This is a genomic window from Nocardia sp. NPDC059228 (assembly GCF_042754245.1).
Classification (GTDB): Bacteria; Actinomycetota; Actinomycetes; order Mycobacteriales; family Mycobacteriaceae; genus Nocardia.
This window is the reverse complement of record NZ_JBHZAL010000004.1, coordinates 196,557-211,142: the sequence shown is the minus strand read 5'-3', so window position 1 is coordinate 211,142 and position 14,586 is coordinate 196,557. Positions and strand designations below refer to the sequence as shown.

General features: G+C 68.0%; 11 protein-coding genes. 5 read left to right on the top strand and 6 right to left on the bottom strand.

Annotation, left to right across the window (positions count from 1 at the left end):
* The first annotated feature begins 16 nt into the window (after positions 1 to 16).
* A complete protein-coding gene (locus tag ACFXKA_RS09200; RefSeq protein WP_379426761.1) occupies positions 17 to 1,141 on the top strand; it encodes an epoxide hydrolase family protein in 1,125 nt (374 codons plus the stop codon).
* A 48-nt stretch (positions 1,142 to 1,189) separates the two neighbouring features.
* Here ACFXKA_RS09200 and ACFXKA_RS09195 read toward each other — a convergent pair whose 3' ends face one another.
* From ACFXKA_RS09195 to metH, 4 genes are all read right to left on the bottom strand, one after another.
* The gene (locus tag ACFXKA_RS09195) at positions 1,190 to 1,561 is read right to left on the bottom strand and encodes an MmcQ/YjbR family DNA-binding protein (RefSeq protein WP_354832078.1); all 372 of its coding nucleotides are present in this window, start codon (positions 1,559 to 1,561) and stop codon (positions 1,190 to 1,192) included.
* Between the two features lie 74 nt (positions 1,562 to 1,635).
* Positions 1,636 to 2,307: an HAD family hydrolase gene (locus ACFXKA_RS09190; protein WP_379426760.1), complete on the bottom strand. Its 672-nt coding sequence runs from the start codon at positions 2,305 to 2,307 to the stop codon at positions 1,636 to 1,638.
* An 82-nt stretch (positions 2,308 to 2,389) separates the two neighbouring features.
* A complete protein-coding gene (locus ACFXKA_RS09185) occupies positions 2,390 to 4,099 on the bottom strand; it encodes a serine/threonine-protein kinase (RefSeq protein ID WP_379426759.1) in 1,710 nt (569 codons plus the stop codon).
* 81 nt (positions 4,100 to 4,180) lie between these two features.
* Complete coding sequence (gene metH / locus ACFXKA_RS09180) at positions 4,181 to 7,759, bottom strand: methionine synthase (RefSeq protein WP_379426758.1); 3,579 nt, start codon at positions 7,757 to 7,759, stop codon at positions 4,181 to 4,183.
* Positions 7,760 to 7,875: 116 nt separating this feature from the next.
* Here metH and ACFXKA_RS09175 point away from each other — a divergent pair, with 116 nt between their 5' ends.
* Positions 7,876 to 8,769, top strand: coding sequence for a PAC2 family protein (locus tag ACFXKA_RS09175; RefSeq protein WP_040857388.1), 894 nt, complete (start codon positions 7,876 to 7,878; stop codon positions 8,767 to 8,769).
* A 71-nt stretch (positions 8,770 to 8,840) separates the two neighbouring features.
* Here the strand turns inward: ACFXKA_RS09175 and ACFXKA_RS09170 are convergent, their stop codons facing one another.
* A complete protein-coding gene (locus ACFXKA_RS09170; protein WP_379426757.1) occupies positions 8,841 to 9,146 on the bottom strand; it encodes a hypothetical protein in 306 nt (101 codons plus the stop codon).
* 269 nt (positions 9,147 to 9,415) lie between these two features.
* On the opposite strand from ACFXKA_RS09170, the gene ACFXKA_RS09165 reads away from it, so the two are divergent.
* Together ACFXKA_RS09165 and ACFXKA_RS09160 are read left to right on the top strand one after the other, a co-directional pair.
* Positions 9,416 to 10,531: an XRE family transcriptional regulator gene (locus tag ACFXKA_RS09165; protein ID WP_379426756.1), complete on the top strand. Its 1,116-nt coding sequence runs from the start codon at positions 9,416 to 9,418 to the stop codon at positions 10,529 to 10,531.
* 84 nt (positions 10,532 to 10,615) lie between these two features.
* Positions 10,616 to 11,416 carry a DUF2127 domain-containing protein gene (locus ACFXKA_RS09160; RefSeq protein WP_379426755.1) on the top strand — a complete coding sequence of 267 codons (801 nt, stop codon included), beginning with the start codon at positions 10,616 to 10,618 and terminating at the stop codon, positions 11,414 to 11,416.
* Between the two features lie 171 nt (positions 11,417 to 11,587).
* Here ACFXKA_RS09160 and ACFXKA_RS09155 read toward each other — a convergent pair whose 3' ends face one another.
* Positions 11,588 to 13,663: an alkyl/aryl-sulfatase gene (locus ACFXKA_RS09155; RefSeq protein WP_379426754.1), complete on the bottom strand. Its 2,076-nt coding sequence runs from the start codon at positions 13,661 to 13,663 to the stop codon at positions 11,588 to 11,590.
* 205 nt (positions 13,664 to 13,868) lie between these two features.
* Between ACFXKA_RS09155 and ACFXKA_RS09150 the strand changes: the two genes are divergently transcribed.
* The gene (locus ACFXKA_RS09150) at positions 13,869 to 14,462 is read left to right on the top strand and encodes a TetR/AcrR family transcriptional regulator (RefSeq protein WP_354832058.1); all 594 of its coding nucleotides are present in this window, start codon (positions 13,869 to 13,871) and stop codon (positions 14,460 to 14,462) included.
* Positions 14,463 to 14,586: the final 124 nt, after the last annotated feature.

The window sequence follows — 14,586 nt, the reverse complement described above, 5'->3', positions numbered from 1 at the left end:
TGAACGGAACAGCCTGATGAGCACCGAGATTCGTCCCTTCACCCTCGACGTCCCCCAGTCCGACCTGGACTATCTGCACGACCGCCTGGACCGCGCCCGCTGGGCCGCCCAGCTGCCCGGCACCGGCTGGGAGCGCGGCATCACCGAAACCGCCCTGCGCGAGCTGGCCGACTATTGGCGCACCGAATTCGATTGGCGCGCACAGGAAGCCGCGCTCAATACCTTCCCCCAGTTCACCACCGAGATCGACGGCCAGCACATCCACTTCCTGCATGTCCGTTCCGAGCGCCCCGATGCCCGGCCGCTGCTGATCACCCACGGATTCCCCAGCTCGATCGCCGAGTTCATGGGCCTCATCGGCCTGCTCACCGACCCGGCCGAGGGCCCGGCCTTCCATGTGATCGCCCCGTCCCTGCCCGGCTACACCCTGTCCACGCCGCTGAGCGCCGTCGGCTGGACCATGGCCCGCGCCGCCCGCGCGTGGATCGAACTCATGGCCCGCCTGGGGTACGACCGCTACGGCGTGCACGGCGGCGATGTCGGCAGCGGCGTCTCGGGCCTGGTCGCAGCCCTGGACCCTGAGCACGTCACCGGCATCCATGTGGTCACCGACCCGCTCACCGCCGCCAATGTCGCGACGTTCCTGCCCGGTCTGGCCGACGGCCTGGATCCCAACGACCCGATCGACAAGGTCATCCTGGATCGGATGGACACCTTCCGCCGCGAGGGTTCCGGCTACCTGGCCATCCAGAATTCCCGCCCCCAGACCATCGGCTACGGCCTGGTCGACTCCCCCCTGCTCCAATTGGCCTGGATCGCCGAGAGATTCGAGGCGTGGACCGACTTCCCCATCGACCGCGACCAACTCCTCACCACCGTCAGCCTCTACTGGTTCACCGGCTCCGGCGCGTCGGCCGCCCACACCCTCTACGAGCAGTCCCACTCCACCGAATGGGGCGCTCCCCCGTCGGTCCCGCAGGGCTTCGCCATCTTCGGCGCTGACGAGACCGTCCGCCGCGTCGTCCCCGCCCCCGCCGACGCCCACTGGACCGAATTCGAACGCGGCCTGCACTTCCCGGCGATGGAGGCCCCCGCCCACCTCGCCCGCGACCTCCAGGTCTTCTTCGGCCCCCTGCGCTGATCCCGGAAAGCATGAACCGGCCCGGCGATACCGGCGGGCCGGTTCTCGTCACTCGGACGCCATCCGCCGATCCAGCTCCGCCACAAGCCGTTTCGCGGCCACCACCCGATAGGCGTCCTCGACGATCTCCCCGATCTCGTCCCACTCCACGGCCGTATCCAGATACACGCCGAGCCATCCGCGATGCCCCACATACGGCGGCCGGAAGAACCGCTCCGGCTCAGCGGCCACCAACTCCTCCTGCACCCCCGCCGGTGCCGCACACCAGAATCCGACCCGCTCGTCGTGATGATGATCCGCGAACATCACGAACATCTTCTTCCCGCCCGCGAACCAGCACGGCTCCCCGTGACTGACCCGCTCGGTCACCTCGGGCAGCCCGGTGCACACACCCCGCAGCAACGCCAGCACGCTCTCCATACCCGCAGGCTAGGCGACGAACGACCCGCGGCCTTGGACGAATGGGAACCCCGGCGGGGTCATGGTGTTCGGAGTCAGCCGATTCCGGCGGGGACGAGATCGCCGAGGTCGGTCATGGTCAGCCCGACCAGGCTCTCGCGGAAGGTTCGGCCCGGGGCGTCCGGGACCGCGACCTCGCACGGCACCACCAGGAGCGCGCAGCCGGCGGCCTGGGCGGCGATCGAGCCGGTGGGCGAATCCTCGATGGCGACCGCGTTTTCCGGTGCGACGCCGAGGAGTTCGGCGGCTCGGAGGTAGACGTCCGGGGCGGGCTTGCCGTGGGGTACCTCATCGGCGCAGACGGTGGCGCCGAAGAACTCGCGGCCGATGGTGTTCAGGCCGTACTCCGTCAGCGAGCGCTTGGTGTTGGTGACCAGGGCCATCGGGATGCCCGCGGCCTGCAGCATTTCCAGCGCTTCACGCGCGCCGGGACGCCAGGGCACCGGGCCGTGGAACAGTTCGGTGACCCGCCGCTCCATCCAGTCCGAGGCCGTGGCGACGGCCTCGGGGGTGTGCTCGATACCCAAGCCGTCGAACAGAATCCGGAAAGCGTTCGGGCCGGACGCGCCGATCAGCGCGTGCCGGACCGTGTCGGTCAGCTCCCGCCCGTACTCGCCGGCCAGTTCGCGCAATGCCATGTCCCAGAGCTTTTCCGAGTCCAGCAGCGTTCCGTCCATGTCCCACAACACCGCGTCCAACCGCGCCACCGACTCGAACTCCTTCCACACCACCTGAACCAAAAACCGGCTCCGCCGCGGGGCGGAGCCGGTTCAGCCTATCGGGGACCGGTCACAGACCCGAGGCCGCGATCATCAGGTGCCCGGTCGAGGAGTCGACCTGGATCCACCGGTTCTCGGTGGACACCTGCCCGTTCTTGGACACATAGGTCAGCGCCACCACCGCCCGGTTGTCGCCGTTGGGCGTGACCGCGCCCACGCTCACCGACGAGATGCCGCCCCAGAACTGCGCATACGCGTTGTAGCCGCCCGTGGAGGACTGGTAGCCGGGCGACAGCATCGACCACGCGCCACCAACATTGCCCGGGAGCATGGCGTAGTAGCCCTGGATGAACGAGGTCACCGAGGCGGCGGGCGGCGGGCCGAACGCTGTGGTCGACGACGGCGGCACGGTGGTCGTGCTCGGCCGGGCCGAGGAGGTGGGTGCCACCGACGAAGTCGGCGCGGGCGTGGTGGTCGGCGCGTGGGTGGCCGCACCCGCCTCGCCGGTGCGCGTGGGCTGCTGGGTGCCGCCGTCGGCCTGGCCCATATTGTCCGGGGAGGTCGCCGGAATCGGCGAGGCCCCCGCTGTGACCGAGCTGCCGTTGTTCGCCAGCGGCTGGTTGCCGCCACCGCTGTTGTGGCTGACCGACATGGCGATCACGACGGCCGCGACGAGCGCGGCCACCACACCGGCCGCCACCAGCACCAGCCGCCGCGGATTCCGGTCCGCGCCACCGGTTTTCGCTCCCCCGGTCGCGCCCGGCGGCGGCGTGCCCGGCACCGTCCCGCGCGGCGGCGACACGTCCCGGGCCATGTCGACGTGCACGGTGGCGTCGGTGGCATTGCTGGGCGCGCCGCTGCGCGAGGTCGACATCACCGTTGTGGCGGCCGAACCGTCCACGGCGGCAGCGGCACTCCTCGCGGGCAGCACCTTGGTCTGCTGGATCGGCACGGCCGGGGCCCGCCCCTCCGCCACCGCCTGCAGCCGTTCCGCCGCCTGCACCATCGTCGGCCGGTCCGCGCCCTCGGCCGCGAGCAGGTCCATCAGCACCGGCGCGAGCGCGGCGGCATGGGTCGGCGGCGGCACCTGGGCGCGCGCCACCGAGTGCAGCACCGCCAGGGGGTTGTCGCCCTCACCGAAGGGCGGCTTCCCCTCGACCGCCGCGTAAAGCGTTGAGCCCAGGGCGAACACGTCGGAGGTGGGCTCCGGGTTCTCGCCCCGCGCCACCTCCGGCGACAGGTAGGCGGGCGTGCCCGCCAGGAACCCCGTGGAGGTGACGGTCACGTCCCCGGTGGCTCGCGAGATGCCGAAGTCGGTGATCTTCACCGTTCCGTCGTCGGCCACCAGGATATTGGCGGGCTTGACATCCCGGTGCACGATCCCGGCCTTGTGGGCCGCGGCCAGCGCCTCGGCCACCTTGGCCCCGATCCGCGCCACCTCGACCGGCTCGAGTCGCCCCTTCTCCCGCATGAGCGCCGCCAGGCTGACGGCGTCCACGTATTCCATGACGAGCCAGGGCTGTCCGTCCTCCTCCGCCACGTCGAACACGGTGACGGCGTTGGGATGATGCAGTCGCGCCGCGATGCGCCCCTCACGCATCGCCCGCATCCTGGCCTCGACGGCCTGCGACCGGGTCAGCCCCGGTGTCAGCAGCAATTGCTTGACCGCGACCGTGCGCCGCAGCCGAACATCGGTCGCGCGCCACACGACCCCCATAGCACCGGTGCCGATCGGATCCGTTAGCCGGTACCGCCCCGCAATCAGCCGGTCTGCGCTCATGTGGTTGTGCCCCTCCTGCTGGCTTTCGCGGCCGAGCACCCCTGCAACTCTGCGCGAAAGCCCGGAAATCTGGTGAAAATACTAAGCGTTGAAGTACTTGGCTTCCGGATGCAGCAGCACGAACGCATCCGTGGACTGCTCCGGATGCAGTTGCAACTCCTCGGACAAGATCACTCCGATCCGGCCGGCGTCCAGTAGTTCCACGAGTTTTGCCCGATCCTCGAGATCCGGGCAGGCACCATAGCCGAACGAGTACCGTGCGCCACGGTATCCGAGTTTGAAGTAGTCCAACACATCGGCGGGATCCTCGTCGGCGACCGAATGTCCTTCCAGTGTGAGCTCTTCCCGAATCCGGCGGTGCCAAAACTCGGCGAGTGCCTCGGTGAGTTGCACACCGATGCCGTGCACCTCGAGATAGTCGCGGTAATTGTCGCCCGCGAACAGCACATTGGCGAAGTCGGCAATGGGCTTACCCATGGTGACCAGCTGGAACGGCAGCACATCCACCTGCCCGGTCTGCTTCGCGTACTCGCGTGAGCGAATGAAATCCGCGATGCAGAGGAACCGGTCGCGTTGCTGACGCGGGAATGTGAACCGGAAGCGTTCCGGCGCATCGGGATTCGGCTCGGTGAGAACAATCACATCGTCGCCCTCGGACACGGCCGGGAAATAGCCGTACACCACCGCGGCGTGCTGCAGCACACCCTCGGCGGTCAGCCGGTCCAGCCAATACCGCAGGCGCGGACGGCCTTCGGTCTCCACCAGCTCCTCGTACGAAGGTCCCTCGCCGCCGCGCTGGCCGCGCAGGCCCCACTGACCCAGGAACAGCGCCCGCTCGTCGAGCAGGCTCGAGTACTCGTTGACCGACAGGCCCTTCACGATGCGCGAACCCCAGAACGGCGGCGTCGGCACCGGCAGCTCCGCGGCCACATCCGAGCGCTCGGGCACCTCGACCGGCACCTCGGCGGCCTTGCGCTGCTCGGCGATCCGCTTGGACCGCTCGTGCCGGGCCTTGCGCTCGGCGGCCTTCGCGCGGGCGGCGATGGCCTCGGCAGAATCCGGGTCGGCCGCGCCGCCACGCTTGAGGGTCATGATCTCGTCCATCAGCCGCAGGCCCTCGAAGGCGTCGCGCGCGTAGTGCACCTCGCCGTCGTAGACCGCGGTGAGGTCGTTCTCCACGTACGCGCGGGTCAGTGCCGCGCCGCCCAGGAGCACCGGGAACTGCTCCGCGACACCGCGGCCGTTGAGCTCCTCGAGGTTCTCCTTCATGACCACGGTGGACTTCACCAGCAGCCCGGACATGCCGATGACATCGGCCTTCTTGTCCACGGCGGCATCCAGGATCGTCGAAATCGGTTGCTTGATACCGAGATTCACGACCTCGTAGCCATTGTTGGACAGAATGATGTCCACCAGGTTCTTGCCGATGTCGTGCACGTCGCCCTTGACGGTGGCCAGCACGATGCGACCCTTGCCGGAATCGTCGGTGGCCTCCATGTGCGGTTCCAGGTAGGCGACCGCGGCCTTCATGGTCTCGGCCGACTGCAGCACGAACGGCAGCTGCATCTGCCCCGAACCGAACAGCTCGCCAACGGTTTTCATGCCCGCCAGCAGCGTCTCGTTGATGATCTGCAGCGGCGGCACCTCGGCCATGGCGGCATCCAGATCGGCGTCCATACCGGCCTTCTCGCCGTCCACGATGCGCCGCTCGAGCCGCTCGAACAGCGGCAGCGCCGCCAGTTCCTCGGCCCGCGACGCCTTCGACGAGGCCGCCGACACGCCCTCGAACAGCGCCATCAGCTTCTGCAGCGGGTCGTAGTCCTCGGTGCGCCGGTCGTAGACCAGATCCAGCGCCGTCTGCCGCTGCTCCTCCGGAATCCGCGACATGGGCAGGATCTTCGAGGCGTGCACGATGGCCGAATCCAGGCCCGCCTCGACGCATTCGTTCATGAACACCGAGTTGAGCACCTGCCGCGCGGCCGCGTTCAGGCCGAAGGAGATGTTCGAAAGACCCAGCGTGGTCTGCACATTCGGGTGCCGCTTCTTGAGTTCGCGGATGGCCTCGATGGTTTCGATGCCGTCGCGCCGGGACTCCTCCTGGCCGGTGCCCAGGGTGAAGGTCAGCGTGTCGATGATGATGTCGGACTCGTCGAGCCCCCAGTTGCCGGTGATGTCGGCGATGAGTCGCTCGGCGATCTCCACCTTCTTCTCGGCGGTGCGCGCCTGACCCTCCTCGTCGATGGTCAGCGCCACCACGGCCGCACCGTGTTCGGCGACCAGCGCCATGGTCTGCTGGAACCGCGAATCCGGCCCCGCGCCGTCCTCGTAGTTCACCGAGTTGATGGCGCAGCGCCCGCCCAGGTGCTCCAAACCGGCCTTCAGCACCGGGGCTTCGGTGGAGTCCAGCATGATCGGCAGGGTGGACGCGGTCGCCAGCCGGGAGGCCAGCTCGGTCATGTCGGCGGTGCCGTCGCGGCCCACGTAGTCCACGCACAGGTCCAGCATGTGGGCGCCGTCGCGGGTCTGATCCTTGGCGATGTCCAGGCACTTCTGCCAGTCGCCGGCCAGCATGGCGTCCCGGAAAGCCTTGGAGCCGTTGGCATTCGTGCGCTCACCGATCATCAGGACCGAGGCGTCCTGTTCGAACGGCACCGAGCTGTAGATCGACGACACGCTCGGCTCGTGCACCGGATCCCGCTTGGCCTGCTGGACCTCGCGCACCGCCTCGGCCACCTGCCGGATGTGCTCGGGCGTGGTGCCGCAGCAGCCGCCGACCAGCGACAAACCGAACTCGGAGACGAACTGGCTCAGCGCGACCGCCAGCTCCTCCGGCGTGAGCGGGTACTCCGCGCCGTTCGCACCGAGGATCGGCAGACCGGCGTTCGGCATGACCGACACCGGCAGCTGCGCGTGCTTGGACAGATGCCGCAGATGCTCGCTCATCTCGTCCGGACCGGTGGCGCAGTTCAGCCCGATCATGTCGATGCCGAGCTTCTCGAGCGCGGTCAGCGCCGCGCCGATCTCGGAGCCGACCAGCATGGTGCCGGTGGTCTCCATGGTCACGTGCGTGATGATCGGGATCCGGCGCCCGGCCTGGTCCATGGCCCGGTGACTGCCGGTGACCGCGGCCTTGACCTGCAGCAGGTCCTGGCAGGTCTCGATGAGGATGGCGTCGGCGCCGCCGTCGAGCATGCCGAGCGCGGCCTCGCTGTAGGCGTCGCGCAGGGCGGCGTAGGGCGCGTGACCCAGGGTGGGCAGCTTGGTGCCCGGGCCCATGGAACCCAGCACGTACCGGGGAGTCCCGTCGGCGGACGGTCCCATCTCGTCGGCCACCTCGCGGGCGAGGCGGGTGCCGCGCTCGGACAGGTCGCGAATCCGGTCGGCGATGTCGTAGTCGGCCAGGTTGGGCAGGTTGCACCCGAAGGTATTGGTCTCGACGGCGTCGGCGCCGGCCTCGAAGTAGGCCCGGTGGATGTGGCGCAGCACGTCGGGGCGGGTGTCGTTGAGGATTTCGTTGCATCCCTCGAGGCCGCGGAAGTCGTCGAGAGTGAGATCCGCGGCCTGCAGCATCGTGCCCATCGCACCGTCCCCGATCACGACACGCCGTCTGAGCGTGTCCAAGAGGGTGGTGTCGAATTCGGCGCGGCTGCGTACAGACATGTACTCAAGAGTAGTGGGAGACGCCGACAATCCCTGCGTCGGTGTGCGGTGCTACCCCGACTCCTACATTGCGCGTCGCATGCACACTGCGTCTACGCACACCGTAGGCTGACCGGGTGAACGCCAGTGAATCCCCGGTGCCACCCGAATCGGACCTGCCTACGCTGCGGGATCCGGTGCTCGTGGCCGCCTTCGAAGGCTGGAACGATGCCGCCGATGCCGCCAGTGGCGCGGTCGAGCATCTGGAACTGATCTGGGACGCGCAGCCGCTGGCCGAGCTCGACTCCGAGGACTATTACGACTATCAGGTGAACCGGCCGACGGTCCGGCAGGTGGACGGGGTGACCCGCGAGATCCAGTGGCCCTCGGCCATGCTGTCGGTCTGCTCGCCCCCGGGCAGCGATCGGGACGTCGTGCTCCTGCGGGGCGTCGAACCGAATATGCGCTGGCGCAGCTTCTGCAACGACATCCTCGAATTCGTCGAGCAGCTCGGGGTGTCCACGGTGGTGATCCTGGGCGCGCTGCTGGCCGATACCCCGCACACCCGGCCGGTTCCGGTCACCGGGACCGCTTACAACAAGGAAGCCGCGGAGCGCTTCAACCTGGAGCAGACCCGTTACGAGGGACCGACCGGTATTACCGGAGTGCTGCAGGACGCGTGCGTGCGCGCGGGCGTCCCGGCCATCTCCTTCTGGGCGGCGGTGCCGCACTACGTCTCCCAGCCGCCCAACCCCAAGGCCATCATCGCCCTGCTACACCGGGTCGAGGACGTCCTCGATGTCGAGGTGCCGCTCGGCGGTCTGCCCGAGCAGGCCGAGGAGTGGGAGGGCGCGGTCAACGAGATGACCGCCGGCGACGAGGAGATCGCCGAGTACGTGCGCTCGCTCGAGGAGCGCGGCGATGCCGAGGTCGACATCAACGACGCCATGGCCAAGATCGACGGTGACGCCATCGCGGCCGAGTTCGAGAAGTACCTGCGCCGCCGCGGACGGGGCGGCTTCGGTCTCTGACACCGGGCCCCCGGCACCGAATCCATTGCCGCACCTGCGTTCACGCGCAGGTGCGGCGTTCGTTTCGACGGCTAGTGCTCGACGGCCCAGATCTTGACGGAGGCCTCGTGGGCCAGCTTCGCGATCAGAAGGTCGCGCGGAATGGTCTGCCCCGCAAGGTGATCGAGCGACGGCACCACCACGTGGTGGGCATCGGCACGCTTGAGTTCGGCCGTCAGCTCCGCGAAGGCGGTGCCGTCGCCGGGGGTCGATTCATGGAACGTGGCGGCGAAGCAGAGGCCGGCGGACTGAGCGAGCACGCACATGGCGTTCTCCAGCTCTTCGCTGCGGCCGTCGGCCAGATCGTCACGCACGTACCCATAGATCAACGCTTCCACCCGAACCTCCGTTGGATTGGGGATCGCTGTCATGAATGTGCCCTGTTGAACAGTTTGGCGTAATCACGAATGCAATTGCAGATGTCAACCCACTGACATCGAGATGCCCTATCCGGGTCCATCCTTCGTTAACTGGTGAGATACTACAGAGCGTGTCCGCCGGTGACGATCGACCTGTCTGGGCCGTCCGAATGCGTGCCGAACGTGATACTCGGGGGTGGTCTCAAGCGGATGCGGTCCGTGCCATGCGGGGCAAATCGAGCCACAATTTGCCAACGGACAGCACACTTCTGCGCAACTGGCGGCGCTGGGAGTCCGGGGAATCGCGGCCGGACGATTTCTACGCTCCGATCATCGCGGCGGCTTTCGATACGGTGACGGCCGCCTTCTTTCCCAAGGCGCGCCCCAATCGGGACGACGAGATGCTCTCGGCCACGGGGATGGACACGCTGGAATTCATTGGGCGGCTACGTATGTCCGATGTGTCCGCCTCTACGCTCGATGCCGTTCGCATCACCGCTGATCGGCTGTGTTCGGAGTATCCGTGCGCCGATCCGCACGAGTTGCACGCCGAGGGCACGGCGTGGCTGCGGCGCATCACTTCGCTACTGGACGGTCGCTTGACTCTCGCGCAGCATCGGGAAGTCCTGGTGCTGGCCGGATGGGTTGCGCTGCTGGTCGGTTGCGTCGATTACGATCTCGGCTGGCGCACCGCCGCCGAGGCGACCCGCCGGGCCGCGCTCTCCCTCGGCCAGGAGGCCGAGCACGCCGAAATCATCGGCTGGGGAGCCGAAATGGCCGCCTGGTTCGCACTCACGCAGGCCAACTACCGGGGCGCCATCGAGACCGCCGAGGCCGCGTACGGCACCACCGACCACTTGGGTGTCGGCGTCCAGCTGGCCGCACAGCGCGCCAAGGCGTGGGCGCGGCTCGGTGACCGCCGCGAGGTGGAAAAGGCACTCGCCCAGGGCCGTTCGATCCTGGACACCATCGAGCATCCGTCCGATCTGGACAATCACTTCGTGGTCGATCCGCAGAAGTTCGACTTCTACGCCATGGACTGCTGCCGGGTAGCCGGGGAGGACCGGCTGGCGGAAAACTATGCCCGGCAGGTGATCTTGACCTCCACCCGCCCCGACGGCAGCATCCGCAAACCCATGCGGGTCGCCGAGGCGCACCTGACGCTGGCCGTGGTCGCCATCCGCGATCGCAATCTGGAGCTCGCCCTGGACGAGGGGGTGCGGGCCTTCGCCGGCAAACGCCGCTCGCTGCCCTCGCTCATGTGGATCGCGGGTGAGACGGCGCGGGAGATGATCGAGCGCTTCCCCGGCGATCCGCGCACCCGGACCTATCTGGATCAGCTGCGCGCACTGGCCGCGGGCTGAGACCTCCGTCGCAGCGCGCCGAGACATCCCTCGCGGCACGCTGAGACACCCCTCGGCGCCCGCCCACCGGTTACGCTCACGCGCATGGACTTCAGTCTGTGGACCTGCGCTGCCCGCGGGCACGAGACCTACGCCCCCACCGAGCCCGAGCTCGCGGCACGCCTCCACGTCGCCACCCCGGCGGGTGAATCCTGGCGCTGCCTGCGCTGCGGGGATTTCGTGCCGGGCGAGCCGCGTCGCAGCGGTCCGGCCGACGACGCGCCCGAGGTGCCGCGCGGGCATCTACTGCGCGACCGGATCATCATGCGCCTGCTGGCGGCCGAGCGCATCGGCCGGGCCCTGGTGCTGATCCTGCTGGGCGCGGGCGTGCTGAAGCTGCGCGGTTCGCGCCAGCACTGGAAGGCCAACTGGGACAAGGATCTTCCGCTCATCCGCCAGCTGGCCGACCAGATCGGTTTCAACCCTGACCATTCCAAGATCATCAAGGGCATCGACAAAGCGTTCACCTTCTCCCCCACCGTGCTCACCTGGGTCGCGGTGGCGCTGTTCGCCTATGCCGCGATCCAGCTCACCGAGGCGGTGGGCCTCTGGCTGGTCAAGCGCTGGGGCGAGTACTTCGCGGTCATCGCGACCAGCATCTTCCTGCCGCTGGAGATCTACGAACTCACCGAGAAGATCACCTTTCTGCGGGCGGCGGCGCTGATCGTCAACCTGGCGGCGGTGATCTGGCTGCTGTGGAGCAAATCGCTGTTCGGGCTCAACGGCGGTGCCGCCAAGTACTACGCCGAACACCACTCCGAGAGCTTGATGACGGTCGAACGCGCCGCCGTGGCAGCCGAATCCGAGCGGCCGACCGAACGCATCGACACCCAGCGCGCACACTGACCCGGTCGGGCCCGCGTCACTCGGGCACACCGAGACCGTGGGCCAGGGTGGGCCATGAGCCGACTCATGGCCACAACGGGAACGCTGTAACCCCCACATCTATTCATGTGTGTCGCGGCGTGACGCCCCCGGTAACTCCCGTCACGCCGCGGCATTCCACCGCGCGGAGTACTACGGGGTGACGATGTTGAAGTTCGGGTCGGGCTTGTCCATGACGTCCTTCAACTGCTTCAGCTTGGCCGGGTCGCCGCTGACCTTGATCGCGCCGGCCTGGATCTCCTTCACGATGTCCTTGCTTCCGGTCATGGTGGCGATCAGCTCCAGCCGGGACAGGGTGAAGGTGGCGTCCGGGGCCGGACCCTTGAAGTCGGCGGGGATCACGTAGTGGATGAGCACGCCGTTGCGTAGCTCGGTGCGGTAGGTCCGGTTCTGGTCGGTAATGATCCAGTCGTTGACCAGGTGCAGGTCCCACGCCTTGGGGCCGTTGATCAGGAACGCCGCGGAGTCGAAGACCTGGTCCACGCTCAGGGCGCTGATCATGCCGGCGGAGTTGGCCTTGGTCGGGGTGCCGAAAGCGCCGTTGCGCAGCTCGTAGGCGCCGGAGAGGAAGAAGTTGCGCCAGGTGGCGTTCTCCGAGCCGTAGCCGAGCTGCTCGAAAGCGCTGGCCTGCAGCATCTTCGCCTTCTCATTGTCCGGGTCGGCGAAGATCAGGTAGTTGAGAACCTGGACGCACCAACGGTAATCGCCGTCGGAGTAGGCCTCGCGGGCCACCTTCAACGCCCCGCTCGCACCGCCCATGGCGTCCACATGTCGCTTGCCGGACTCGACCGGCGGGTGCTCCCACAGGTGCGCGGGGTTGCCGTCGAACCAGCCCATGTAGCGCTGGTAGATGGCCTTCACATCGTGGCTGACCGACCCGTAGTAGCCGCGGTTGTACCACTTGCTCTCGATGGCCGGCGGCATCTGGATCATCTCGGCGATCTCGATGCCGGTGTAGCCCTGGTTCAGCATGCGCAGGGTCTGGTCGTGCAGGTAGGCGTAGGTATCCCGTTGCAGCGACAGCCATTCGGTGACCTTGTCCGCTTCCCACATGGGCCAGTGGTGCGAGGCGAAGGCGACGTCGTACTTGTCGGAGAACATGGTGATGGTCTCGGTCAGGTACTGCGACCACACGTGCGCGTCGCGAACCAGCGCACCGCGCAGGGTGACCAGATTGTGCAGGGTGTGGGTGGCGTTCTCCGCCATGCACATCGCCCGGAAGTCGGGGAAGTAGAAGTTCATCTCCGACGGCGCCTCGGTGCCCGGGGTGATCTGGAAGACGACCTTGATCCCGTCGATGGTCTCCTCCTGGCCGGTGTGGGTGACGTCCCTGTTCGGCGGGATCAGGCTCACGGTGCCGACCGAGGTGGTCATGCCCAGGCCCGCGCCGACCTGGCCCTTCGCACCACGCGGCAGCGCCGCGCCGTACATGTAGGCCGAGCGGCGGGCCATGGCGGTGCCGGCGAAGACGTTCTCCTCGACCGCGTGGTCCACGAAGCCCTGCGGCGCGATCACCGGAATCCGGCCCGAGGCAGCGTCTTCCGGGCTGATGACACCCAGGGCGCCGCCGAAGTGGTCGACGTGGGAGTGGGTGTAGATCATGCCGGTCACCGGCCTCCGACCGCGGTGCGCGAAGTACAGGTCCATGCCCGCCTTCGCGGTCTCGGTCGAGATCAGCGGGTCGATGACGATGATGCCGGTTCTGCCCTCGATGATCGTCATGTTCGACAGGTCGAGACCGCGGATCTGGTAGATGCCCGGAACCACTTCGTAGAGGCCCTGTTTCACCACCAGCTGCGACTGCCGCCACAGCGAGGGGTGCACAGAGTTGGGGCAGGCGCCCTGGATGAATCCGTAGGAATCGTTGTCCCACACCACCTTTCCAGTGGCATCCCGCACCACGTCCGGCTCGAGCCCGGCGATGAAGCCCCTGTCGGTGTCGGTGAAGTCCTGCTCGTCGGCGAAGGGCAATGCGGATTGCGCCCGATGCTGCTGGTCGACGATGTGGCCGCTCGGGTCGACCGGATCCTTGCCGGCCCGCTCGGCGGCGGAACCGTTGTCGCCGTTGCTGTCACATCCGGCGACCGCGGCTCCGACACCGGCGGCCACCAGTGCGGCCGCGCCCACCCCGAACACCCCCCGCCGCGACACCGTGAAGCCGCCCGGCCCGCGGTCGTCGCCGTTGTTCGTGAGGTCCGCGTCGGTCATCAGCGCTCTCCTGTCTGCATGCGGTCGATATGCCGGACAGCAGGAGTAGCCGATCATTCGCTGTCGTTCTGCCGTCGCTGCCACAGTACATCACTATTGCAGTGATGCTGCAATACGATGGCTGTGTGACACCACCCCTGACCCCGCGAACTCTCCACCGGACCTGCGTGCACGCGCTCCGGCCAGATGTGATCGGATTCTCGTCATGAGCGAGGGCAAAGGCGACGGCCCACGGCGGCGGCGCAACCCGGAACAGACCCGCAGGGCGATCATCGAGGGCCTGCTGTCCGCGGTCCACGACGGTGAGTTCGACCCCACCACCCGTAGCATCGCCGAGCGCGCCGGGGTGTCGGAACGCAGTATCTTCGTGCACTTCCCGACCCGGACAGCGCTGATCACCGCGGCGGTGGATCAGCAGTCCGAGCAGGTCGAGTCGCTACTGACCGAGATCGACCCGGAACTGCCACTGGCCCAGCGCATCGAGGCGGTGGTGCGCCAGAGCGAGGCCATCTTCACGCTGCAGCGCGAGCCCCGGGTGCTCGGGCTCATCGAATCCCTACGCACCCCGGCGGTGGACACCCGGATGCGGTTGACCGACAAGCGGATTCGGGACGCGCTCACCCGCGCCTTCGCACCGGAACTGGACTACGCCGAGGGCGAGCAGCTGCTCGATCTCGTCGACGCCACCGTGGGCTGGCCGTACCGCCACCATCTGATGGACCGGCGCGGCCTGTCCAAACGCGCCGCCTCCGAGGCGGTCGGCCGCGCGCTCACCGCCATGCTCACCCTCGAACGCTGAACCGGCCGAGCACCGTTGGCGACCGCCGCACCGCACACGGACCCCCGCCGCACCCGTCGCGGGTGACTCGGGGGTCCGGAATTCAGCAAACCCTCACGCGTTGCCGCTACGTTGCTGATGACGC

Bases quoted from the DNA above. Each gene is read 5' to 3' on its own strand.
- ACFXKA_RS09185 (WP_379426759.1), bottom strand. From the start codon at position 4,099: ATGAGCGCAGACCGGCTGATTGCGGGGCGGTACCGGCTAACGGATCCG.
- metH (WP_379426758.1), bottom strand. From the start codon at position 7,759: ATGTCTGTACGCAGCCGCGCCGAATTCGACACCACCCTCTTGGACACG.
- ACFXKA_RS09195 (WP_354832078.1), bottom strand. From the start codon at position 1,561: ATGGAGAGCGTGCTGGCGTTGCTGCGGGGTGTGTGCACCGGGCTGCCC.
- ACFXKA_RS09160 (WP_379426755.1), top strand. From the start codon at position 10,616: ATGGACTTCAGTCTGTGGACCTGCGCTGCCCGCGGGCACGAGACCTAC.
- ACFXKA_RS09150 (WP_354832058.1), top strand. From the start codon at position 13,869: ATGAGCGAGGGCAAAGGCGACGGCCCACGGCGGCGGCGCAACCCGGAA.
- ACFXKA_RS09155 (WP_379426754.1), bottom strand. From the start codon at position 13,663: ATGACCGACGCGGACCTCACGAACAACGGCGACGACCGCGGGCCGGGC.
- ACFXKA_RS09200 (WP_379426761.1), top strand. From the start codon at position 17: ATGAGCACCGAGATTCGTCCCTTCACCCTCGACGTCCCCCAGTCCGAC.